This window comes from Sediminibacillus massiliensis (genome assembly GCF_900156915.1).
GTDB classification, from domain to species: Bacteria; Bacillota; Bacilli; order Bacillales; family Amphibacillaceae; genus Sediminibacillus_A; species Sediminibacillus_A massiliensis.
The window spans coordinates 659,969-684,764 of the sequence record NZ_LT732535.1; the positions used below are offsets into that span (position 1 = coordinate 659,969).

Here is a 24,796-nt window from a genome sequence, read left to right on the forward strand (position 1 = left end):
CGCATTGCCAAGCGATGGTTTCCGTATTTTAGATTAACTCTTTTTATGGAAAATTGCAAGGGATTGGACTAAATCTCCTTCAGAATTGATCTTATTTCCTGTTCATCTTCCTGAAGTTGTGCGATTAGTTCCTCGATACCGTTGAATTTTTTTTCTTCTCTTACAAATGCATGCCACTCCATAACTAATTCTTGACCATAAAGTTGTTTTTTATAATCGAAAATATGTACTTCCACAGAAGGTTTGGAAACATCCTCGTGAAAAGTCGGTTTGTATCCAATGTTGGCCATTCCCTTTAATGTTTGGCCCTCATATCTGATTGTCACAGCATAAACCCCGATTTTTGGCATTAGCAATTCTTCTGGAAGCTCGAGATTGGCGGTCGGAAATCCAATTGTTCTTCCTCTTTTTTCCCCTTCGATTACAACTCCATGAGCAGCAAAAGGCCGTCCGAGCAATTCATTCGCCTTTTCGATATCACCGTTTCTTAAACAGTCTCTAATCAATGTCGAGCTTACCTTGTGGTGATCCATTTCCACTTTTTCCACCGCTGTGAAGGAGAACGAACCTCTTGAGTGCTCTTCAATCGTATCGACAGAACCCTTTCCTTTATATCCATAACTAAAATCGAAACCTGAGACAAGATGTTTAATATTCAATCCAATCAAAAAATGATCGGCGAAGTCTTGCGGTTCAAGCCTGGACAATTCTTCATTGAATGTAATGACATACATTCTTTCGATGCCCATTCCCTTAAGAATTTCTTGTTTTTCTGACAAAGGAGTTAAATAATTGACCTGTTGTTGTCCCCTTCTTAACACCACACTTGGATGGGGGTGAAACGTGATCACTGCAGATTCGCGATTTTGTTTACTTGCTAAGTCCAATGCAGTATTAATCACTTTTTGATGTCCTTGATGAATGCCGTCAAAGAAACCGATTGCTGCGACTGTTTCTGGAAAATCATCATTTTTGTCGGGAATCGGATAAGTCAAATGTATCGTTTTCACTAGTCTCACCTTCTTCAATCGTAATGAAATACCCTTATTGGTTTTATTACATCCTGTTCGGTTTTATGATACTGGTATAATGCCAACAGTCGATTTTCATATTGCACTTGAAAGGGGTCTGTATTCGGTTTTACTGCAGGGCCAGGAAGCTTTTGACCATTAAAAACCTTTTCAGCAGTCGATTGATCAACATGAACGATGTCCAGATGCTCCAATCCTTTATCAATTGGCAATAAGACGGACCGGTACAGTTCGTCCTCATTCATGGATTCTAGTTGGTCAAATGTATATGTGGTCGACTGATCAAATGAGCCGGTTTTTATCCTTGTCAAATCTGACATGTGAGCAGGATAGCCCATTGCCTTGCCTAAATCCACACATAGGGTACGGATATAGGTTCCTTTCGAACACTCCACCTTGAATTTGATTTTTTGGCAGTTTTGTTCGATCCCTTTTATGCCAAGCAATTCAATGTCATGTATAGTCACGTACCGCGAAGGACGTTCAACCGTTTCGCCTGCCCGGGCATATTCATATAATTTTCTGCCATTCACCTTAACGGCTGAAAACATGGGTGGAATCTGTTCTATTCGACCTGTGAATTCTTTGAATACTTTCTTGATATCCTGTTCGGATACTTGCCTGATGACCTGCTTTGTTTCCACCACACTTCCGTGGCTGTCCTCTGTTTCCGTTGCAGCTCCCAAGGTCATTTCGGCTATATATGTCTTTTTTGTTTCTGTTAAATAAGGAACAATTTTGGTAGCTTGTCCGATACAAATCGGGAGCACTCCTTCCACCTCAGGATCCAAGGTTCCGGTGTGGCCAACTTTTTTTGTTTTATATAGGCGTCTCACCTTGATAACACAATCATGCGAAGTAAGCCCTCTGGGTTTCCATAACGGCAATATCCCATTCATTCCTTTCACCTCCGATTACAAAAATCCAATTTACAATCAGGTTTGAAACATTCTTTTATGTAGAAAAGCAGCTTGCAGGATATACAAAGATAAAACCCTTGTGTCAAGGATACAAGGGTTTTGTCTTTGAAACATCTATCATTTCCGTTAAGGGAAAAATCACTGATCGCCTTCGTTCAATTCGCGAAGAATGTGTTCTATCCTGTTTCCTTGTTCGATCGCTTCATCGAATTCAAAGATGAGTTCAGGTGTTTTTCTTAAACGGATTCGTTTGCCGATTTCAGAACGTATGAAGCCTTTCGCTTTGGCCAAGCCGACAAGCGTGTCCTGTTTTTGTTTATCTTCCCCGAGGACAGATATAAAGACCTTTGCCTGCTGAAGATCACCTGTTACTTCCACATCCGTAACCGTAACAAATCCTACACGCGGGTCTTTTATCTTTCGGCCGATTATATCGCCTAATTCTTTTTTCATTTGTTCCCCTACACGATTTGCTCGCAAATCACTCATTCTCTATCACCTCTTATAATTGTGGAGGGAAAGTATGAATCCTTATCTCATAACCATTCGAAGTTCGTCGTCGCCCGTTCGATTTCCGGAAAAGAATCGATAAACTTCAAAGCTTGATTGATCACTTTCTCAGCCTGCACGTTGTCATTGGAAACAGTAACAAGTCCAAACTTGGCTCTTTGCCATAAATCCTGATGACCAATCTCACTTATAGAGATATTATAATCATTTTTAATCCTGGTTATTATTCTTTTTATCACTGAGCGTTTTTGTTTTAACGAATGGGCATCATAAATAAAACAATCTACTTCAGCGAATAGGATCATACTCGTTTAATTTCTTCCATTACAAAGGCTTCAAAGACGTCGCCTTCTTTAATGTCGTTGAAATTTTTAACGGTAATTCCACATTCGTAATTTTGGGCAACCTCTTTCACATCATCTTTGAACCGTTTCAAAGTATCGATTTCGCCTTCGTAAAGTACAACACCATCCCGAATGACACGCACACCTGCATCACGGGTGAGTTTTCCTTCTGTAACATAACTTCCTGCAATTGTACCAATACGGGATACTTTGAAAATTTCACGAACTTCTGCCTGACCGATGACTTTTTCTTCGAATTCAGGGTCAAGCATGCCTTTCATCGCCGATTCGATTTCTTCTATGACCTTATAAATGATCCTGTGTAATCTAACATCGACATTCTCGGTTTCAGCTGCTTTTTTCGCATTATTATCAGGTCGCACGTTAAAACCGATCACAATGGCATTGGATGCTGAAGCAAGGATTATGTCCGATTCAGCGATAGCCCCGACACCTGTATGAATGATGTTGACTTTAACGCCTTCCACGTCAATTTTCTCCAAAGAAGATGCCAATGCTTCAACAGAACCCTGGACATCTGCCTTTAGAATAAGATTGATGTCTTTCACTTCCCCTTGTTTGATTTGTTCAAACAAGTCATCCAGACTTACTTTGGCTTTATCGCTCCGTTTTTCCTCGATTTGCTTTTGCTGTCTGGCTTCACCGACTTGACGGGCTTTTTTCTCGTCCGAGAATACAACAAATTGATCCCCGGCTTGCGGCACATCGTTCAGGCCAGTTATTTCGACAGGAGTGGACGGACCAGCAGTTTTAACACGTCTTCCCAGGTCGTTCACCATGGCACGTACCCTTCCAAACGTGTTCCCGACAACAATCGGATCACCGACTTTCAAAGTTCCGTTTTGGACAAGCAGAGTCGCGACAGATCCACGGCCTTTGTCAAGTTGGGCTTCAATCACCGTACCACTGGCATTGCTGTCAGGATTTGCTTTTAACTCTTCCACTTCTGAAACAAGCAAGATCATTTCCAGCAAATCGTCAATGCCTTCACGCTTGATAGCAGAAAGTTGAACGAAAATGGTATCTCCGCCCCAATCTTCCGGTATCAACTGGTGTTCGGTAAGTTCCTGCATGACACGGTCAGGATTGGCACCCTCTTTATCCATTTTGTTCACTGCCACGATAATTGGAACCTCAGCTGCTTTCGCGTGGTTGATAGCTTCTACAGTTTGCGGCATAACTCCATCGTCTGCTGCAACAACCAGGATGGCGATATCTGTTACCTGTGCTCCACGGGAACGCATACTAGTAAAGGCAGCGTGACCAGGGGTGTCCAGGAAAGTTACCTTCTTCCCATTTTCTTCAACTTGATATGCACCGATATGCTGGGTAATACCGCCAGCTTCACCTTCTGTAACTTTTGTGTCCCTGATTGAGTCGAGAAGGGTCGTTTTACCATGGTCAACGTGTCCCATGATTGTCACTACAGCAGGTCTTTCGATCAAATCCTCGTCATTGGTTTCCTCTTTGTAGATATCCAAATCAGTTTCATCTATTTCTACTTCCTGTTCTGCTGTCACTCCATACTCTTCGCAAATCAACTCGATGGTGTCCTCATCAAGGTCCTGGTTTTTAGTAGCCATAACACCGAGGAACATCAACTTTTTAATGATTTCAGAAGTATCTTTGTTCAATTTAACTGCAAGTTCACTCACCGTTAAACTGCCAGTATATTTAATTGTGTCAGGGGTAGCCTTTGGCTCAGGCTTTCTTCCACTGTTGTTTTGTTGGTTTCTATCATTTCGGTTGTTTCTGTTCTTTTTGTTTTTGTTTTTATTGTTATTTGGGTTGTTTCTGCCTTTTTTATTTGAATTATTAGAAGCATTTTTATTATGGTCTGCTTTAGGTTTCCCAGAACCTGCTCTGCTTCCGGAATTATCGCCGCTGACAGGCTTTGCTTCTTTCTTGTTGTTATTTCCCAATGAACGATCCAATTGTTGTTTAGTCTCCTCAGTAATTGTTGACATATGGTTCGTCACTTCTATATTCAATTCCTTCAACTTATCTATGACCACTTTACTGGATAGATTTTTTGTCTTTGCATATTCATAAACTCGTGTTTTACTCATATGTTCACCCCCGAATAGATTCATCGAGTAACGATGCAAGTTTATCGGCAAAACCCGCATCCAAAACTGCGATAGCGACCCTCCCTGACTTTCCGATGGCTTGTGAGATGGTATCTCTGTCGTCTGCCAAAAGAAAAGGTATATTATAGAAAGTACACTTATCGATAAGTTTCTTTCTTGTTTGGGGCCCGATATCACTTGCCAAAAGAACTAATTTCGCCCTCTTCTTCTGAATATCTTTTATTATGGCTTCCTCTCCAAGTGACAATTTGCCTGCTCGAAAAGCAAGCCCTAACAAATTCAGATAATCTTTACTCAATTTTATTACCCTCTATTATCCTTTTTAATTGTTCATATACATCTTGTTCTATTTCCGTATTCAAGTGCCGTTTCAAAACACCACTTTTTTGTGCTGATTCAATTACGTCAAGACTTCTTGAAACGTAAGCTCCTCGGCCATTCTTTTTACCGGTCTCGTCAACGAATACATCGCCTTCTTTGTTCCTGACTATTCGAATCAATTCTTTCTTCGGTTTCATTTCCTGTGTAACGACACATTTTCTAAGAGGAGTTTTTCTGGTAGTAGCCATCTTTATCCCCTTCCTTATTCAAACGTATCTTCATCTAATTCCGAATAGGTTTCTTCGTATGAATCTTCTGTGGATTTCTCAGTCAGCAGGCCTTCTTCCCGGGCTTCGCTCTCGCTTTTGATATCGATCTTCCAACCTGTTAGTTTTGCTGCCAAACGAGCATTTTGACCTCTTTTTCCAATTGCAAGCGACAACTGGTAATCAGGAACTATCACAGTAGTGGCCTTTTCTTCCTCATTGACTAATACTTCCACCACTTTGGAAGGACTAAGAGCGTTCGATACATAAACTACTGGATCTTCAGACCATTCCACGATATCGATCTTTTCACCTTTCAATTCATTGACGATTGTCTGCACCCTTTGCCCTCTTTGACCGACACAAGAACCGACCGGATCTATTTCAGGATCCTGGGCATATACAGAAATTTTGGAACGATCTCCCGCTTCCCTTGCAACAGATCGTATTTCCACAGTTCCATCATAAATTTCCGGCACTTCCATTTCAAACAATCGTTTCAATAATCCCGGATGGGTCCTTGAAACGAAAATTTGAGGTCCTTTATTTGTGTTTTCCACTTTGGTAACAAACACTTTCAGTCGATCATGTACTTGATAGCTTTCTGTAGGCATTTGCTCGCCTTCCGGTAACCGGGCTTCGATCTTTCCAAGGTTAACATAAATGAACCGCGGATCTTTCCTTTGGATGATTCCAGTCATAACATCTTCTTCTCTATCGATATATTCACTGAAAATCACTCCGCGCTCCGCCTCGCGGACGCGTTGTGTAACAACCTGTTTGGCTGCCTGTGCCGCTATCCTTCCAAAGTCTTTCGGAGTCACTTCAACTTCGATTACATCACCGAGTTCATAATTGGGATCTCTCTGCTTAGCTTCCTCTATGGAAACCTGCTGTTGAGGATCTTCGACTTCTTCCACAATATCCTTTCGGGCAAAAACATGCATACTGCCGAATTCTTCATTAATATCCACCCTGACATTAGTGGCAGATTTGAAATTCTTTTTATATGCGGAGATTAAAGCGGCCTCTAATGCTTCCATTAAAACATCTTTGTCAATCCCTTTTTCTTTCTCTAAATAGTCTATCGCATCAAAAAGCTCACTGCTCACTTTTTTATCCCCCTTTAATTGAATGTTACCGCCAAACGAGCTTTTGCAATTTTTTCGTATGGTATTTCTATCTCTTTCTTTCTTGTCTTTATTGTTATTTCAATAGTAACAACATTATTTTCAAATGCCTTCAACACACCTTCATGCTCTTTATCGCCTTCAATTGGTTCGTATAATTTAACATATATAGAACTATTCAAATGATCAATAAAGTCTTGCGGCTTTTTCAATGGTCTTTCTGCTCCAGGAGAAGAGACCTCTAAAAAGTATGGAACTGTCACTGGGTCTTGTTCGTCCAACTGCTCGCTTAATTTTTCTGACACCTGTCCACATTCTTCTATGTCCACTCCGCCTTCTTTATCGACGAAGACACGTAAAAACCAATTCTTGCCTTCTTTTTCAAATTCTACATCGACTAATTCCAAATTCATTTCTGCCAATATTGGCTGTACTAATTCTTCTGTGATTTCCGTTACTTTTGAGCTCAATCTTTTCCCTCCTTTAATAAATGAAATGAAGATACGTTGAAATAATACTTAGTATACTCAATTGTCTTTCTTTCATTTAAAGTAGATCAATACTTAGGGAGCGGTTCATTACAAAACCCTTGCCATAATAATTTGACAAGGGAACTTTTCAGCTACCATGTTATTGCCGAGTAAGAAGCTCATTGATCACCTGGCTGCAAATTCGTGCAGAAAATTACGCTTGAAAGTATTTTTCAAGCCACAATCGAAAATAAGTATGAAGAAAGAGTGGGGTTCACCCACTCTTTCTAAAGTACGTATCAATGCTTACCAATAAAAAATATATCATAACTAGCAAATTAATGCAAGAATACCTTCGTTTTACCAGTGGTGCACTGAATTTTGCTGCATTGGCTTAAAAGAGAGAAAGTTGGTTGGCATCCGCCATACCTTCCAAACAACCGTGATTGTCAAGATATTCAAGAACCGTCTTGGAGATCCTGCTTCTTTCTCTCAAATCCTCTTTGGAAAGGAATTCTCCCTCTTCCCTTGCTTTGACTATGTTAAGGGCAGCATTTGTCCCCAAGCCATCTACCGCATTGAATGGAGGAATTAGTGTATCTCCCTCGACGATAAAATCGGTGGCGCTGGACTTATACAAATCGACCTTTTGGAAACTAAATCCACGCTCATTCATTTCCAATGCAAGTTCAAGTACAGTCAACAAGTTTTTCTCTTTGGGAGAAGCATCGTTTCCTTTTGCCAATATTTCTTCGATTCTTTTCCTGATGGCAGCGGATCCTTTAATCATGGTATCCAAATCAAAATCTCCAGCCCTGACCGAAAAATAGGCAGAATAAAAATAGATTGGATAGTGGACTTTAAAATAGGCTATACGTACAGCCATCAATACATATGCCGCAGCGTGGGCTTTTGGAAACATATATTTAATTTTCTTACAAGAATCTATATACCAATCGGGCACATTGTGTTTTTTCATTTCGTCTATCCATTCGTCCTGCAACCCTTTCCCTTTGCGGACGAATTCCATAATCTTAAACGCTAGTGAAGCATCCAAACCTTTGTGCATCAAATAAACCATGATATCGTCACGACAACCGATTACTTCAGGCAATTTACAGATCCCGTCATTGATCAGTTCCTGTGCATTGCCGAGCCATACATCCGTACCGTGGGAAAGGCCAGATATGATGACCAACTCTGCAAATGTTTTCGGTGTCGTATCCTCCAGCATTTGTCTTACAAATCTCGTACCGAATTCCGGTACACCGAGTGTACCAGTTTTACACATTATTTGATCTGCAGTGACTCCCAATGCTTCTGGTCCGGAAAATATTTTCATAACTTCCGGATCATCAGTAGGGATGGTTTTAGGGTCGATTCCGCTTAAATCCTGAAGCATCCTTATGACCGTGGGATCATCGTGTCCCAGAATATCCAGTTTCAGCAGGTTATCATGGATTGAATGGAAATCGAAATGGGTCGTTTTCCATTCAGATTTCCGGTCATCGGCCGGGAACTGGATAGGCGTAAAATCATATATTTCCTTATCGTCCGGTACAACAATAATACCACCCGGATGCTGACCGGTAGTCCTTTTCACACCTGTGCATCCTTGGACGAGACGGTCGACTTCGGCATTTTTGTATTGAAGCTGGTGATCGCTTGCATAGCCTTTGACATATCCATATGCCGTTTTTTCAGCCACGGTACCTATTGTACCTGCCCGGTAAACATTGTCTTCACCAAACAACACTTTCGTATAATTATGGGCTTGTGGCTGGTATTCACCGGAGAAATTCAAATCAATATCCGGTACTTTATCTCCTTTGAATCCCAAGAATGTTTCAAACGGAATATCCTGGCCGTCTTTTTTCAGCTTTTGGCCGCATTCCGGGCAATCTTTTTCCGGAAGGTCAAACCCGCTTCCGACAGAACCATCATTGAAAAATTCATTATACTGACAAGATGTGCAAACATAGTGCGGTGGTAATGGATTCACTTCTGTGATTTCTGTCAGTGTTGCTATCAAGGAAGAACCGACGGAACCCCTCGAACCGACCAAATAACCATCATCAAGCGATTTCTTCACGAGTTTGTGGGAAATAAGGTAAATAACCGCGAAACCGTGGCCGATAATACTGGCTAATTCTTTTTCTATCCGCTTCTCGACAAGCTCTGGCAGCTCTTCGCCATAAATGCTTCTCGCGCGGTTGTAACTCATTTCTCTAATTTCCTCTTCAGCACCATCGATATTCGGTGTATATAGATCTTCTTTTACAGGTTTGACATCTTCAATTGAGTCAGCGATAAATTGCGTGTTGTCGACTACAATTTCTTTCGCTTTTTCTTCCCCTAAGAAGTGGAAACATTGTTTCATTTCTTCCGTGGTTCTGAAATAGACATCGGGCAGTGTCTGCCTGCTTAGTGGATTTCCATTTTGAGAAGATATCAATATTTGCCTGTACAATTTATCATGAGGTTCCAGATAATGGGCATTGCCCGTAGCAACTGCTTTCTTTCCGATTCTACCGGCCATTTCGACTATATTTTTCAAAATGTCATAAATTTGCGCTTCATTTCCCACTAACTCTTTTTCAATTAAATGGTAGTAGTTAGAAGGCGGCTGTACTTCGATGAAGTCATAAAATTCGGCGGCTTTTTCGGCTTCCTCTTTTGACTTTTGCATCATTGTTTCAAATACTTCGCCTTTATCACAACCGGAACCGATCAGGATACCTTCCCTCATCTTTTGCAATTTAGACCTTGGGATTCTAGGAACTCTGTAAAAATAATCGACATGAGCCATCGACACAAGTTTATAAATATTCTTAAGCCCTACTTCATTCACTGCCAGCAGAGTGCAATGAAACGGCCTCGAGCGTTGATAGGCATTCCCTTCTCCCATGTGTTCATTTAACTGTTTATGGTTAGTGATATCGTTCTTAATAGCTTCTTTTACAAGCTTCCATAATAAATATCCTGTTGCTTCCGCATCGTAGATAGCACGGTGATGTTGAGTCAACTCAATATCCAGATGCTTACACAAAGTATTAAGACGGTGATTCTTTAAAGAAGGGTATAGGTATCTGGCAAGCTCAAGGGTATCGATTACTGCATTTTCCGCTTTGTCATACCCTATTTTCTTTAAACCTTCATTCAGGAATCCCATATCAAAGCTGGCATTGTGAGCAACTAAAACGGCATCACCCATCCATGCATGGAAATCCTTTAACACCTGGTCTATTTCCGGCGCATCTTTGACCATGTCATCCGTTATCCCGGTCAAATCTATGGTGGTTTGCGACAATGCATGGTGTGGATTGGCGAATGATTCAAAACGGTCGGTAATATCACCGTCTACCACTTTCACCGCCGCCAGTTCGATAATTGTATCATATACAGCTGATAGGCCGGTTGTTTCTACGTCAAAGACTACATAAGTACCAGATTCCAAATCAATATCTTTTTCGTTATAGGCTATAGGCACTCCATCATCCACGACATTCGCTTCAAGTCCATATAAAACCTTGATACCGTGTTTCTGTCCGGCCGCATATGCTTCTGGATAGGATTGAGCCACAGCATGGTCAGTTATTGCTACAGCAGGGTGTCCCCACTTGGCAGCCTGTTCAACCAGCATACCAGCCGACATGACAGCATCCATTTGACTCATAGTTGTGTGTGCATGAAGTTCCACACGTTTTTCCCCTTCAGGTGCCTCGTCTTGCCGCAACTCGGGTTTGATTTCATTGATGTCCTGGGCCATCATTGTCAATTCGTTGGTAAAGTTGTCCGTCTGTATGCTGCCCCGGGCTACAATCCACATTCCTTTTTTCAAAAGCTTGAATTTTTCTGCGTCTTCGTCACCTTTGGAGAACATCTTAACCGAAAACGAATCCGTATAATCCGTCACTTTTACAATTAATAAATGTCTTCCAGATCGGAGTTCTCTGACGTCTACATCAAATACATATCCTTGGATAGCCATCCTTCGTTCTTCTTCAAGAATGTTCTCCATTAGTACGATATCATCCTGGATTTTGTATCCGATCATGACTGGGCCTTGCTGTTGGTCTGATTCATTTTTTTGCTTTTCTCGTTCTTCTTTATCTTTCACTGCTTTTTGGACCAGCTTTTGATCTTCCATTGCTTTCTGTTCACGGAATTTCGCAATCTCTTCCATTTCATTTTTCACATCAACAGTCAGTGTGAAGGCAAGAGCTCCTATCTCTTGGCAAAAGGACTTAAAACCCGGTTCCAGTCTCTTCTTGAGTGCATTGGCTTCTGCTCCGTTCCTGGCTGTTAACATAATCTTATTTCCGTCAACTGTAGGCTTTTGCTCATAAACTAAATCACGATATGCCGGAGAAAGATTTGGCATGGAATGGACAAAATCTCTCCAATACAAGCACACATCTTCGTTTTCAAGATGTTTGTTGTCGGTATGTAATGTCCATTTAACCGTTGCAATTTGTGCAAATGCTTCCTTCATTTTCAGGCTGAAAACCCTATATACGGAAGGCGGCAATACACCCGGCAGATTGACGTGGAAATGCCAAAGTTTATCCTGTGTGTACACTTCCAATTTTGATATATAGCTATTGTTAAAATGTTGTTCTACTATTTCGTCGGGCATATCTATCTGCTTTAGCAGCAAATCCATCTTTTCCTTGCCTGATATGTCCATTATTCTTCCTCCCTGTACCTTTAAAACAATCCAATTTACGATATTTACCGAAGGCAACAAAATTGACCTTTAGTCCAATTTTCACCTAAAACATGTATCTATTTAGTTTACTACTTATTAAAACCCTTGTCATTAGTAAATCAGACAAGGGTTTTCTTTCCATTATGATATATTAAATCATGTTATTGATTTTTTGAAGCAAATCATCTTCATGCAATTCTTGCTGTTCTCCATTTGCACGCTGTTTAACTTCTACTATTCCTTCGCCCGCTTGTTTTCCAACCGTTATTCTGACTGGAATCCCGATCAAGTCACTATCAGAAAACTTCACACCGGCCCGTTCTTTCCTGTCATCGAACAACACTTCAATTCCTGCCTTCAAAAGGCGGTCATAAATGGATTCGGCAAGGCTTTTCTGCTCCTCTTTCTTCATGTTCAGTGCTAGTAGATGCACTTGATATGGAGCCAGGTTTGACGGCCAGGAAATACCATTTTCATCATGATATTGTTCAACGACGGCGGCAAGCGTTCTGGATACGCCTATTCCATAACAACCCATCACCATCGTCTGAGCCTTCCCTTGATCATTCAAGAACGAAGCACCCAACTTCTCTGCGTAGAAACTCCCCAATTTGAATACATGTCCCACTTCTATACCCCTGGCGAATTTGATGATACCTTCACCATCCGGCGACACGTCTCCTTCTTGAATAAAACGAAGATCTGCATAGGTTTTTACTTTGAAATCCCGATCAGGATTCACATTCACCAAATGTACGCCATCCTTGTTTGCCCCGCAAGAAACATTCACGGCGTATTTGACGGCATTGTCGGCAACAACTTCAATATCCTCTGTTACGCCAACCGGTCCTAACGATCCGAATCCTGCACCGATCGTCGCCCTGGTTTCCTGCTCAGTTGCTAATTCTACCACATCGGCATCATATAAATTTTTCAATTTGATGTCGTTGATTTCATGATCACCCCGGCATACTACTAAAACCAGTTTACCGTCGATTTTGAACATTAAGGTTTTAAGACCTTTTTCCAAAGGATGGCGAAGATAATCAGCAACTTCCTGCATTGTTTTTTTATCAGGAGTTTCTACTTCTTCCAACTCTCTCGCAGACTCTTCGGACTTTTCATACGTATCAACTGCCGGTGCCATTTCAATATTGGCCGCATACTCGGAAGTATCTGAATAAGCAATTGTATCTTCTCCGACTTCAGATAAGACCATGAATTCATGCGTATCCTTGCCTCCCATGGAACCTGAATCTGCGATGACAGCTCTGAAATTCAATCCGCATCTTCTGAATATATTTGAATATGCCTGATACATTTTTTTATAAGATTCATCAAGGCTTTCAAATGAATCATGGAAAGAATAGGCATCCTTCATGACAAATTCTCTGCCTCTTAGCAATCCGAACCTCGGTCTTTTTTCATCTCGGTACTTCGTTTGGATTTGGTACAAGGTCAATGGAAGCTTCTTGTAACTTTTCACTTCATCTTTGACCAGGCTGGTAATCACTTCCTCATGTGTCGCTCCCAATGCGAATTCCCTGTCGTGTCTGTCATTGAATCTCATCAATTCCGGCCCGAAGTTGTCCCATCTCCCTGTTTCCTTCCACAACTCAGCAGGCTGCATTGCCGGCATAAGCATTTCATTGGCACCTATCTTGTCCATCTCTTGCCTGACTATTTCTTCAACCTTTTTTAAAACTCGCTTGCCCAAGGGCAGGAAACTATAAACACCTGATGCTGTCTGCCTGATAAAACCTGCTCTGACCAGCAATTGATGACTTTTTATTTCTGCATCCGCCGGTACCTCTCTTAAAGTAGGTAACAGCATTTGACTTTGTCTCACTCTTCCTTCACCTCTTTATTCACTCAAAATAATCAGTCCTGCAAAAGAACGATACATGTCGTCATCATGCAGGACTTAGCCTTTTTATAAAAATAACCGTTGGATGTCATTCCATGTTACAACTAACATCAATAACATTAAAAGCGCGAAGCCGACAAAATGGACAATCCCTTCCTTTTGCGGGTCTATAGGTTTGCCTCTGACAGCTTCAATAGCTACAAACAACAATCTTCCTCCGTCTAAAGCAGGCAATGGAAGCAAGTTGATTATGCCTAGATTGATGCTAAGCAAAGATGTCCACATCAGCAAGTTCATCATGCCGGTTTGTACTACTTGGTCAGTTGCATCGTAAATACCGACCGGACCGGAAAGCATGTCGATTGAGAATTGTCCTGTGACCAATTTACTGAGGTTTACGAGAATAGCTTTCGTCCATTCATATGTTTCGGAAATACTATAGGGAACTGCCTTCATAATGGACTTTTCCAGTTTCACAGCAGCGCCGATCTGGCCTATTTCTGTATCCTGTGCAATATGGCTTCTCGGTGTGACATCCATTTCTATCTCCTGATTGTCACGTTCAACAATCATCGATATTTCCTCTTCAGGATGTTCTTGCACGATTCTCTTAAGCTCTTCCCAGGTGGATATCGATGAATCCTCGATTTGAATTACTTTGTCGCCTTCTTGAAGTCCTGCTTGGGAAGCCGGGCTTTCTGATTGGATGTCTCCAATTATAGCCTGGTCTGCCGGAACTCCCTGGAGCAATCCCAAGAGCAGAAATATGACAATAGCCAGGATAAAGTTCATCATTGGCCCTGCAAATAATTGCATAGCTCGCTGGGGCAATGTTTTGGATGCGAACTGTCTGTCATATGGAGCGATCTGTGTTTCCGTTTCATCCATCACAAAATCAGCTTTCGGATCGACTTTAAAGATCAGCTTTTCTTGTTCATCGATTTCATATCCCTCTATCACCAACTTATGGTCAAGGTCCACATGCTCCACTTCGATAACCCTTGCTTTTGGATGTTTGGATTTGTTGTTGACAATTATTTTACTGACAGATCCTGTTTCATTGAATTCAAGCCCGATATGTTGTCCAGGTTTCAACTCTATAATTTCCGGATCTTCACCTGCTACACGGACATATCCTCCAAGCGGCAACAGTCTGATTGTGTACAATGTTTCACTTTTTTTATGGGAAAAAACTTTCGGCCCAAATCCTATTGCAAACTCCCTGACCAACATTCCTGCACGTTTAGCGAAAATGAAATGGCCGAATTCGTGTACGAATACAAGCAGGCCAAACATTAGAATGAAAGCTATGACAGTATTCAAATAATGCACCTTCCTTTTAATCTAGATAGGATAACACCTGGCGGCGGGTATCTTGATCCACTTCCAAAATGGTCTCCAAATCAGGTTTTTTAATGGATACATGCTCATTCAATGCCTTTTTGATCATATCTTCAATAGCAAGGAAAGAAATCTTCCTTTGCAGGAACAACTCTACCGCTGTCTCATTGGCAGCATTTAAAACCGTAGTCATCGTCCCGCCTTCTTTTCCGGCATCAAAAGCCATTTTCAAAGTTGGAAAACGGCCCATATCCATTTGTTGGAAATGTAACTTTCCTATTTCAACTAAGTCTAACCTTTTTGACATAGGAAGTTCAAGTCGGGAAGGATATGTCAATGCATATTGAATGGGTACTTTCATATCCGGAGTACCTAATTGGGCAATGACACTATTATCCATGAACTCAACCATAGAATGAATAACACTTTCTTTATGCTGGATAACTTTGATTTGGTCATAAGGCACTCCGAACAGCCAGTGTGCCTCGATAACTTCCAACCCTTTATTCATCATTGTAGCGGAATCTATGGTTATCTTTGCTCCCATGCTCCAGTTGGGATGATTCAACGCATCTTCCACTGTCACTTCAGCTAATTCCGCCCTTGTGTAATCACGGAAACTTCCTCCAGATGCAGTCAGAATGAGATTGTTTATTTGTGTTTGATTTTCTCCATTAAGGCATTGATAGATAGCAGAATGCTCACTATCGACTGGAAGCAAGTTGACATTATGCTTTGCTGCTTTCTCCATGACGAGATGGCCTGCGGTTACCAAAGTCTCTTTATTGGCAATGGCAACCTGCTTCTCAGATTCAATCGCTTTTAAAGTAGCTTGTAATCCTACACTCCCCATTACAGCGTTCAATACTAAATCGGTATCGGCATCAACGCTTATTTCTTCAAGCCCTTCTTTTCCTGCGATAACCTCTATATCTTGAAATTCGGCTTTTACTATCTTTTTTGTTGCTTCATCCTGGGTGACAACTCTCTTCGGACCAAACTCTTTAATAATCGGAATAGCTCGGTCCATATTTTTCCCGAAGGCCATGGCATGCAGAGAAAATTCATCAGGGTGCTCCCTGATGACATCCAGCGTCTGCAAACCTATAGAACCGGTTGCCCCCAAAAGGGAAATCTTTTTCATATGACACTCTCCTATTTCTATTTCATCCTATGAAATAAACTGAATAAAATGCAATACCGGAAAAATAAACAGCCAACTGTCGAAACGATCCAATATTCCTCCATGACCGGGTAGAATTTTGCCGGAATCTTTCACATCATAATGCCTTTTAAAAGCGGATTCTACCAAATCACCAATTTGTCCGACAACGGAAGCCAGGATTGTTACGACAATCACCAGTGTCATGGAATGAGGAACCGGTTCAGGAGATAACAATTGAAAGATAACTGCTATTATACAGGAAAGAACAATACCGCCTACAGCACCTTCAATTGTTTTATTCGGACTGATTTCAGGCCAAAGCTTGTTCCGCCCGAATGCCCGACCGCAAAAATAAGCCCCGGTATCTGTTGCAAGTATCACCAATATCCCATAGAAGATATATTCCAAACCTGCTTCTCTGGCTTCGATGAAATAATAAAAGCCAAGCCCGATGTAAACAGCCGACAAAACGAGAAAACCCGCATCTTCAAAAGTGAATTTATTTTTGACCAAAACTGTGTACGACAAGAGAAACAGCACTGCTGACAGAGTGATTTCTATCTTGGTCATTCCGATATCAAGAAGCGTTACCTGCTCGGAAAATGGAAGAAGCAATCCCCATAACAAAACAATGGTAATTGCGAATGGGATAGGATAATTGGTCCTCATTCTCATTTTGATAAGCTCCAGCAAGCCAATTGTCGCGATTAAATAAATTAATAATTGAAAAGGCCATTCACCATAAAAAACTATCGGAAAAAATAATAATATGGCAATTACAGCTGTAATAATTCTTGTTTTCATAAAAGTTCAACACCTTATATTCCACCATAGCGACGTTTTCGCTGTTGATAATCGCTTAGTGCTTTTTCGAATAATTGTTCACTGAAATCAGGCCAGAGGACATCTGTAAACCAAAATTCCGTATATGCTGACTGCCAAAGCAGGAAGTTACTCAGCCTCTGTTCCCCGCTTGTCCGTATCAACAAATCCGGGTCGCCGATATCGTCAGTGAACAAGTACCGCGAGAAAAGATCCTCGTCAATATCGTCTGCTTCCAATTGGCCGTTCACGATTTCACCTGTCATGGCCTTCATCGCCCGGATAATCTCGTCCCTACTACCATAATTCAAAGCGATATTTAGCACAAGACCTGAGTTTTCTGCCGTTTTATCTTTCGCATGCTGAACCGCTTTGCGGGTGTGTTCAGGCAAGGCAAGAAAGTCACCAATAGTTTGTACTTTGACATTCTTTTCGATTAACTCCGGTAAATATGTATTGAGAAACTCCATCGGAAGTTTCATCAGGTAATCTACTTCCGTTTTAGGCCGTCTCCAGTTCTCTGTAGAGAAAGCATATAAGGTCAACACTTTGACCCCGAGATTGGACGCGGCTGAAACTATTTTCTTCACATTGCTCATACCTTCTTTATGGCCGGCAACCCTTGGGAGACCACGTTTGTTGGCCCAGCGGCCATTTCCATCCATGATGATGGCGACATGGCCTGGAATGTTTTCTCTGTGCAGAGTAATATTTTCTTTTGTCGCTTTTTTATTCGTTTTCAAAAAAGGAAGCTTAATTTGCATTTTGATCCTCCATAACGGCATCGGGGTTATCTGAATTTCTGCCCTAGAAACAGTATAGTACTTTTCTGGAATCCAGAAAAGTACTGATACTCTTCTACGTACAAAAACCCCCTTATTCAAGAGGGTCTGGTATTAATTGTATTTTACATGTAAATGGGTCAAACTTCCATGATTTCTTTTTCTTTTTCTTTTGCAAGCGTATCGATTTCGGCAATATATTTATCTGTTTCCGCTTGGACATCACCCTGATAACCTTTTAATTCATCTTCTGTGAGGTCGCCATTCTTTTCAGCTTTTTTCAGGCTGTCATTAGAGTCACGACGAATATTGCGAATCTGGACTTTAGCTTCCTCGGAATATTTCCCGACAACTTTCACCAATTCTTTGCGTCGTTCTTCTGTCAGGGCAGGAATATTGATACGGATTACATTGCCATCACTTGAAGGCGACAACCCTAAATCCGCTTTTTGAATAGCTTTTTCAATATTTCCGGTAGCCGATTTGTCAAATGGAGTAATCACCAACAATCTTGCTTCAGGAGCAGAGACTGTCGCTAACTGATTAAGTGGTGTAGATGCGCCGTAATAATCCACAAAAACAGAGTCAAGCAATGAAGGATTGGCTCTTCCTGCTCTTACTGTTGCAAGATTTCTTGAAAAAGCTTGGACTGCTTTGGCCATTTTTTGTTGTGAGTTATTAATTATTTCTTGTGACATTGTTACTTCCCCCTTATTATAGTTCCGATTTGCTCGCCTAACACGGCTTTTTTGATGTTACCCTCTTCCATGATAGAGAAAACCAGTAAAGGTATATCATTATCCATACACAAAGTCGATGCGGTGGAATCCATTACTCCCAAGCCTTCGTTCAGGATATCAAGATAAGACAACTGCTCGTACTTTTTGGCATCCTTGTTAGTCTTTGGATCATCTGTATAGACTCCATCGACATTATTTTTAGCCATCAAGATGACATCAGCTTCTACTTCAGCAGCACGAAGTGCAGCTGTAGTATCAGTAGAAAAATACGGGTTACCGGTGCCAGCCGCAAAAATGACGACCCGCTTCTTCTCTAAATGCCGTATTGCTTTTCTTCTGATATATGGTTCGGCAACTTGACGCATTTCAATGGATGTCTGAACCCTGGTCGGGATACCATAATTTTCAAGGCTGTCCTGCAGCGCCAGCGAGTTCATTACTGTAGCGAGCATTCCCATATAATCAGCATTGGCCCGGTCCATTCCCATTTCACTGCCGACCTTGCCCCGCCAAATGTTGCCGCCTCCAACAACTACGGCTACTTCCACTCCAAGTTCCGCTACTTCCTTGACCTGTTGGGCAACTGATTGTATTACTTTTGGTTCTATTCCGTACCCCTGGTCTCCGCTAAGGGCTTCCCCACTTAATTTCAAAACGATTCTACGGTAGCGAGCTGTTGTCATAATTACCTCCAAAGTATATGTAGTTATTTTAAAATGAAATATTACGGAACACAAGCCTCACCTTAATTAATCCTGTCAGGCTGTATTTTGGTTTTATGCGGAAAAAGGGAACACTATGTGTCCCCCTCCTCAGCTGGTCTGTGATTATTTTTTCACTTGACTCATAACTTCTTCAGCAAAATTGTCTTCTCTTTTTTCCATGCCTTCGCCAACTTCGTAACGTACGAAGCCTTTCACTTCAGCACCTTTGTCGGCAACAAATTTCTTGACTTTTTGGTCAGGATCTTTAACGAAATTTTGTTCCAACAAGCAAATTTCTTCGAAGAACTTGCCAAGACGGCCTTCGACCATTTTTTCTACAATATGTTCAGGCTTGCCTTCATTAAGTGCTTGAGTTTTTAGTACTTCACGCTCTTTTTCGACTTCTTCTTCAGATACTTCATCACGTGAAACGTAACGAGGGTTTACAGCGGCTGCATGCATCGCAACATCCTTTGCTGCATCCTGATCAGTAGTACCTGCCAAAAGGGTCAATACGCCGATACTGCCACCCATGTGGATATAAGCACCGAAAGCATCATTATCGGTTTTTTCCAAGATAGTGAAACGGCGAAGAGAAAGTTTTTCTCCGATTTTGGCAATGTTGGAATTGATATATTCTTGAACCGTCTCTCCATCACCATGCAACTTTTGCTCTAGAGCTGCTTCTACGGATTCAGGTTTTTGCTCAATCAAGTGTTTTCCGAGTTCGGAAAGTACATTTTTGAACTGGTCATTTTTGGTTACGAAGTCTGTTTCACAGTTGACTTCCAATAGTACCGCACTGTTTCCTTGCACTTCGATATGAGCAGATCCTTCTGCAGCAATACGATCTGCTTTTTTGGCAGCCTTGGCAATGCCTTTTTCACGAAGGAAGTCGACTGCTTGATCGATATCCCCATCAGTTTCTTGAAGTGCCTTTTTGCAGTCCATCATACCTGCACCAGTTTTTTCACGTAATTCTTTAACCATTTTTGCAGTAATTGCCATTATATATTCCTCCTTATGGTAGGCATAATGATTCATTTGCCAATGAATGTTATGTTTTCTTAAAAAAAGGTGATAAAGAGTTCCCCCCTTATCACCCTCCAACTCTCTTACTCTGTTACAGTCTCTGCTTGATCAGCTTCGACTTGCTCGGATTCTTCTGTTACTTCTCCTTGTTTCGCTTCCAAAACAGCATCAGCCATTTTTGAAGTAAGAAGCTTAACAGCTCGGATGGCGTCATCATTCGCCGGAATTACATAATCGATTTCATCTGGATCACAGTTTGTATCAACAATACCCACAATCGGGATTTTTAATTTATGAGCTTCTGCTACTGCAATACGCTCTTTACGCGGATCGATGATGAACAATGCATCAGGAAGCTTGTTCATTTCTTTGATACCGCCAAGGAATTTAACAAGACGTTCTTTCTCTTTTAGAAGTCCGACTACTTCTTTTTTCGGAAGGACATCAAAAGTACCGTCTTCTTCCATACGCTCGATATCTTTCAAACGATTGATACGTTTGCGGATAGTCTGGAAGTTTGTTAAAGTTCCACCCAACCAGCGTTGGTTCACGTAGTACATGCCAGAGCGGATCGCTTCGTCACGCACAGACTCCTGTGCTTGTTTTTTTGTACCAACGAAAAGGATAGTACCGCCGTCTGCAGCAATATCTTTCACATATTGGTATGCTTCGTCGACCTTTTTCACAGTCTTTTGCAGGTCGATAATGTAAATGCCGTTACGCTCAGTGAAAATGTATTTTTTCATTTTCGGGTTCCAACGGCGTGTTTGGTGGCCAAAATGGACACCAGCTTCAAGTAGTTGTTTCATTGAAATAACTGCCATGAGTTTTTTCCTCCTAATAATGGTTTTTTTCCTCCGTCCATGTCATCTTCAAACAGAAACTAGCCTGGTGGCCAGCACCTTCCGTCCAAATCCAGGAACGTGTGTATTAACACCAAAAGTAAATATACCACATGAATTTTTTTCAATCAAGCAATAATCTTAGTTTTTTCGATAAAATTTCAATAAAAGTTCCACTTCTGTCTTTCCACGGTTAATTTTCCTGGCTATTTCTTCTAGTGAATGGCCCTGCTCATATAAAGAAATGACCATGCCAGCTTCCGATTGTTCAACCTTATCCCCCGATTGTGATGGCAGCGGTGGAGTGTATGGAGCGGAATAGCCGGCTGGTATGTCTCCCTTTTCGGCGTCTTTTCCGGATTTAGATTCATCCATATCCTTTTGTACGGGTTCGACATTCCTATGTCGACTGTCCCTCTCGTCCAACATGCTCTTCAATCTGTTATTCTCTTCTTTGATATCGTCCAGGAAACGATTGAGCATCTGTTCCGTTTCCTCAGCAGCACTTTTGGAATCTGTTCCGTTTGCCATGTTCTCAAGCTTTGTGTGAAGCTTTCTGATTATACTAAATGTAACCAGGTGCAACAACAAGCTAAGCATAATTAAAAATAGTAACATAAGACCCCTTCTCGTCGAATAATTTCCGGCTCTTGTTATAAGATTTAAATAATTGCTGATAAGCTTTCTTTTAGTTTAAAGATTGCTTTTCTGTGAATTTGAGAGATACGTGAAGTTGTCAAACCAAGCACTTCTCCTATTTCAGTCAGTGTCAACTCTTCTTTGTAGAATAGACTGATCACCAATTGCTCTTTTTCATTCAATTGCAATATCCGCTGTTCCAATTCCATATATCTTTCCTGTCTCAGCAAGTTCGATTCAGGAGAATAATCAGGATTATCCGGGATAACATGTCCGATCCCTTCTTTATCTTCATTCAAACTATCCTTTGGTTTCTCTTCCATGGACAACATGTTAGCAAACAATGTATCTTTGACTGCTTCTTCGACTTCATCTACTGAGATTCCAACTTCCTCCGCCAACTCAGCGGAGCTTGGCTGCCGTTGATATTTTTGCTGCAACAGCTGTGATGCCTGTTCCAACTTTTTTGCCCTGTCACGAATCGACCTTGGAAGCCAGTCTTCTTTGCGGAGACCGTCTATAATCACTCCGCGGATACGAAAAGCAGCATATGTATCAAACTTCAAATTCCGGTCCGGATCGAATTTTATCAAAGCATCATATAAACCCATTAGTCCCAGACTTTTAATATCATCTTTGTTGACGTTACCCGGCAGATGGACAGATATACGATGGACATGGAAATCTACTAGATACATATATTTTTTTATTAATCTTTCTGCAGTATCTTCATCCTGCTCCTTTGTCCACTTGTCCCATAATTGCTCCGCCTGAAGAAAAGATTGATCAGCCATAAATAATCCTCCTTACCGCTTACCATCTGATGGAATTTATATCTCGGATTCACCGGCATTGACTGTTCTGATTTTCAAAATTGTTGTTTCGGTATCAAATTCGATTGTCCGGCCGTTGTTCCCGCCTACTTCTTTTACTGTTACCGGAATCCTGTGAGAAGACAACGAAGCCAGTACTGCTTCTACATTCCGGGTTCCGATTCTGAGCATGTCGTCTGTTCCAGGGAATGAAAACATTTGAGCACCACCGGCTATTTTTGCTTTCATTGCAAATTTTCTTGCCCCCAAGGTCACTAAGTCTTCGACAAGTAAATCTATTGCTGTATCGGCATATTTGAAAGGATTGAAATCTTTGTTTCTAGATACCGTCGAATCAGGCAGCATGATATGAGCCAATCCTGCCACTTTCTGACCTGCATCATAAATAACGACCCCAACACACGAGCCGAGACCGATAGTCCTTAGAATCCCGGGTGCTTTCGCAATCTTCATATCCGCTATCCCGACTTTTACTACATTCATCAACTTCATTATTCTTGTATACCTAAAGCTTCAAATATTTTTTCGAATGAAGAAGGGTCGGGTAGAAAAAAGAAATGCCCTTGGATATGCTCATTATCCAATCCTTCTTCTTGTATGATCGTATCGACAATAATGGCATGGTCGCTTTCTTTCGATAACTCCAGCAATCCTTGCGGAAGTATGGCCCCTGCCATGTCTACTGATACAGAGGGAACAGTTTGCGACATATGCAAATTTGTAAAATCAGACAAAGAAGTCAAATAAGCACCTGATAGAATGTTCCCCAATTCTTGCAGAAGAGACCACTCCATATCGGAAAATACAGGATTCTCAGCCGACAACTTTTTATTTCCGTTTATATGTTGTACAAATCTGACTGCTTGTTCAGGAGTAAGGAGATAAAACATACTTCCGGGAGCTTCTCCCTCGACTCTCAGGTAAACCGCCACGATAACCTTGTCCGGTCCACCGATTATATCAGCGGCTTCCTCAAAACTGCTGATGCGTACAGAAGGTACTTCCATCGATATCCTTTTATTAACTATCTGCGACAAGGCAGAGGCTGCCCGTCCGGCCCCGAGATTACCGATTTCTTTCAATGTATCAAGTTGGTAATTTGTGAGTTTTTCTAAAAAAGACATAACATCGACCCGCGCTCTCTATGGAAATCTAACATTCTGATCATTTCTCCAGTTGTTCGATAATTTTCGAACTGATTGCATCCAAATCTTCCGAGTAATCAGTTAATCCCGTCCTCTTTACAGCTTTCGGCATGCCGTATACAACAGACGTGTTCTCAGATTCTGTCATTACAATTGTATCCATACTTGTCTCTTTCAGTTTAATTACTCCCTTTGCACCATCACTTCCCATCCCGGTCATCACAATTGCAATTGTTTTAAAAGTAGTTTGAGCAGCTATGGATTCAAACATTACATCTACAGAAGGTCGATGTCCTTTAACCGGATCACGCTGGCTCAATTTGACTGCCAAAGTTTTTCCTTTCTGGACAAATTCCATGTGGAATCCGCCTGGAGCAATATAAACTGTTCCGTCACGTAGAATATCGCCATTTTCGGCTTCTTTGACATTTATCTCAGCTATCATGTCCAGACGGTTTGCCAATGATTTAGTGAAATTAGGCGGCATATGCTGTACTACCACCACGGGAGCCGGCAAGTTCCTGGGCAACCCCCTCAAAACCATCTGCAGCGCCCTCGGTCCACCTGTTGAAGTTCCGATAGCTACTATGTATTTCTCTTTCCCGCCCTCAAAGGATGTTGTTGTAGGTGGCGCGAAACTATTCTTCTTTTTCATATTTTTGAAAGGGACTTGGGATGCCGCAAGCACTTTTTCGATTATTTCATCCTTGATTTTTTGAATATCAAGCGAAATCGACCCAGAGGGTTTAGGTATGAAGTCCACGGCACCTAATTCCATCGCTTTGATGGTGCTTTCCGCCCCTGTTTTCGTCAAGCTTGAGAGCATTAACACCGGTCGTGGAGAAAAACTCATTATTTCTTTTAAGGCTTGCAGGCCATTCATTTCAGGCATTTCTATATCCATTGTCACAACATCCGGATCAAATTCTTTCACTTTTTCCAATGCCGCTTTTCCATTACGTGCTGTATCCACTGCCGTTATATTTTCGTGGGAAAGGAGGATATCACTAAGCACCTTCCTCATAAAAGCAGAATCATCTACTATTAATACACGGATGTTTTTCATCATT

24 protein-coding genes are annotated in these 24,796 nt (G+C 41.4%); all 24 read right to left on the reverse strand.

Features of this window, described 5'->3' with window-relative positions; genetic code table 11:
* Nucleotides 1-68: 68 nt before the first annotated feature.
* Complete coding sequence (locus tag CZ434_RS04045) at nt 69-1,010, reverse strand: bifunctional riboflavin kinase/FAD synthetase (RefSeq protein ID WP_077621924.1); 942 nt, start codon at nt 1,008-1,010, stop codon at nt 69-71.
* A gap of 14 nt (nt 1,011-1,024) precedes the next feature.
* Nucleotides 1,025-1,930 (reverse strand): tRNA pseudouridine(55) synthase TruB, encoded by a 906-nt coding sequence (gene truB, locus CZ434_RS04050; RefSeq protein ID WP_077621925.1) that lies wholly within the window; start codon nt 1,928-1,930, stop codon nt 1,025-1,027.
* 159 nt (nt 1,931-2,089) lie between these two features.
* Nucleotides 2,090-2,440 (reverse strand): 30S ribosome-binding factor RbfA, encoded by a 351-nt coding sequence (gene rbfA / locus CZ434_RS04055; RefSeq protein WP_077621926.1) that lies wholly within the window; start codon nt 2,438-2,440, stop codon nt 2,090-2,092.
* Nucleotides 2,441-2,487: 47 nt separating this feature from the next.
* Nucleotides 2,488-2,766, reverse strand: a complete 279-nt coding sequence (locus CZ434_RS04060; RefSeq protein WP_077621927.1) for a DUF503 domain-containing protein — start codon at nt 2,764-2,766, stop codon at nt 2,488-2,490.
* Nucleotides 2,763-4,895, reverse strand: coding sequence for a translation initiation factor IF-2 (infB, locus tag CZ434_RS04065; RefSeq protein WP_077621928.1), 2,133 nt, complete (start codon nt 4,893-4,895; stop codon nt 2,763-2,765). Before infB ends, CZ434_RS04060 begins: the two co-directional genes overlap by 4 nt.
* Before the next feature lie 4 nt (nt 4,896-4,899).
* Complete coding sequence (locus CZ434_RS04070; RefSeq protein WP_077621929.1) at nt 4,900-5,214, reverse strand: L7Ae/L30e/S12e/Gadd45 family ribosomal protein; 315 nt, start codon at nt 5,212-5,214, stop codon at nt 4,900-4,902.
* Entirely contained in the window at nt 5,207-5,485 is a 279-nt protein-coding gene (rnpM, locus tag CZ434_RS04075) for an RNase P modulator RnpM (protein ID WP_077621930.1), read from the reverse strand. The genes CZ434_RS04070 and rnpM overlap by 8 nt, the downstream gene beginning before the upstream one ends.
* A 14-nt stretch (nt 5,486-5,499) precedes the next feature.
* Nucleotides 5,500-6,615 carry a transcription termination factor NusA gene (nusA, locus tag CZ434_RS04080; protein WP_077621931.1) on the reverse strand — a complete coding sequence of 372 codons (1,116 nt, stop codon included), beginning with the start codon at nt 6,613-6,615 and terminating at the stop codon, nt 5,500-5,502.
* Nucleotides 6,616-6,629: 14 nt separating this feature from the next.
* Nucleotides 6,630-7,103: a ribosome maturation factor RimP gene (gene rimP / locus CZ434_RS04085; protein ID WP_077621932.1), complete on the reverse strand. Its 474-nt coding sequence runs from the start codon at nt 7,101-7,103 to the stop codon at nt 6,630-6,632.
* A 394-nt stretch (nt 7,104-7,497) separates the two neighbouring features.
* Entirely contained in the window at nt 7,498-11,793 is a 4,296-nt protein-coding gene (locus CZ434_RS04090) for a PolC-type DNA polymerase III (RefSeq protein WP_077621933.1), read from the reverse strand.
* Between the two features lie 172 nt (nt 11,794-11,965).
* Nucleotides 11,966-13,663 (reverse strand): proline--tRNA ligase, encoded by a 1,698-nt coding sequence (locus CZ434_RS04095; protein ID WP_077621934.1) that lies wholly within the window; start codon nt 13,661-13,663, stop codon nt 11,966-11,968.
* An 84-nt stretch (nt 13,664-13,747) separates the two neighbouring features.
* The gene (gene rseP / locus CZ434_RS04100) at nt 13,748-15,004 is read right to left on the reverse strand and encodes an RIP metalloprotease RseP (protein WP_077621935.1); all 1,257 of its coding nucleotides are present in this window, start codon (nt 15,002-15,004) and stop codon (nt 13,748-13,750) included.
* Between the two features lie 16 nt (nt 15,005-15,020).
* A complete protein-coding gene (dxr, locus tag CZ434_RS04105) occupies nt 15,021-16,166 on the reverse strand; it encodes a 1-deoxy-D-xylulose-5-phosphate reductoisomerase (RefSeq protein WP_077621936.1) in 1,146 nt (381 codons plus the stop codon).
* A gap of 27 nt (nt 16,167-16,193) precedes the next feature.
* On the reverse strand, nt 16,194-16,991 hold the full coding sequence (locus CZ434_RS04110) for a phosphatidate cytidylyltransferase (protein ID WP_077621937.1): 798 nt from the start codon (nt 16,989-16,991) through the stop codon (nt 16,194-16,196).
* Between the two features lie 14 nt (nt 16,992-17,005).
* Complete coding sequence (locus CZ434_RS04115) at nt 17,006-17,773, reverse strand: undecaprenyl pyrophosphate synthase (RefSeq protein WP_077621938.1); 768 nt, start codon at nt 17,771-17,773, stop codon at nt 17,006-17,008.
* 158 nt (nt 17,774-17,931) lie between these two features.
* Nucleotides 17,932-18,489, reverse strand: coding sequence for a ribosome recycling factor (gene frr / locus CZ434_RS04120; RefSeq protein ID WP_077621939.1), 558 nt, complete (start codon nt 18,487-18,489; stop codon nt 17,932-17,934).
* A gap of 2 nt (nt 18,490-18,491) precedes the next feature.
* Nucleotides 18,492-19,214, reverse strand: a complete 723-nt coding sequence (gene pyrH, locus CZ434_RS04125) for a UMP kinase (protein WP_077621940.1) — start codon at nt 19,212-19,214, stop codon at nt 18,492-18,494.
* Nucleotides 19,215-19,358: 144 nt separating this feature from the next.
* Nucleotides 19,359-20,243, reverse strand: coding sequence for a translation elongation factor Ts (gene tsf / locus CZ434_RS04130; RefSeq protein WP_077621941.1), 885 nt, complete (start codon nt 20,241-20,243; stop codon nt 19,359-19,361).
* 107 nt (nt 20,244-20,350) lie between these two features.
* Complete coding sequence (gene rpsB, locus CZ434_RS04135; protein WP_077621942.1) at nt 20,351-21,091, reverse strand: 30S ribosomal protein S2; 741 nt, start codon at nt 21,089-21,091, stop codon at nt 20,351-20,353.
* A 159-nt stretch (nt 21,092-21,250) separates the two neighbouring features.
* The gene (locus CZ434_RS04140) at nt 21,251-21,727 is read right to left on the reverse strand and encodes a DUF6115 domain-containing protein (RefSeq protein ID WP_077621943.1); all 477 of its coding nucleotides are present in this window, start codon (nt 21,725-21,727) and stop codon (nt 21,251-21,253) included.
* A gap of 44 nt (nt 21,728-21,771) precedes the next feature.
* On the reverse strand, nt 21,772-22,542 hold the full coding sequence (locus tag CZ434_RS04145) for a FliA/WhiG family RNA polymerase sigma factor (RefSeq protein WP_077621944.1): 771 nt from the start codon (nt 22,540-22,542) through the stop codon (nt 21,772-21,774).
* A gap of 36 nt (nt 22,543-22,578) precedes the next feature.
* Nucleotides 22,579-23,073 (reverse strand): chemotaxis protein CheD, encoded by a 495-nt coding sequence (locus CZ434_RS04150; RefSeq protein ID WP_095742891.1) that lies wholly within the window; start codon nt 23,071-23,073, stop codon nt 22,579-22,581.
* Nucleotides 23,073-23,705 (reverse strand): chemotaxis protein CheC, encoded by a 633-nt coding sequence (locus CZ434_RS04155; RefSeq protein WP_077621945.1) that lies wholly within the window; start codon nt 23,703-23,705, stop codon nt 23,073-23,075. Before CZ434_RS04155 ends, CZ434_RS04150 begins: the two co-directional genes overlap by 1 nt.
* A gap of 40 nt (nt 23,706-23,745) precedes the next feature.
* Complete coding sequence (locus CZ434_RS04160; protein WP_342745656.1) at nt 23,746-24,795, reverse strand: protein-glutamate methylesterase/protein-glutamine glutaminase; 1,050 nt, start codon at nt 24,793-24,795, stop codon at nt 23,746-23,748.
* Nucleotide 24,796: the final 1 nt, after the last annotated feature.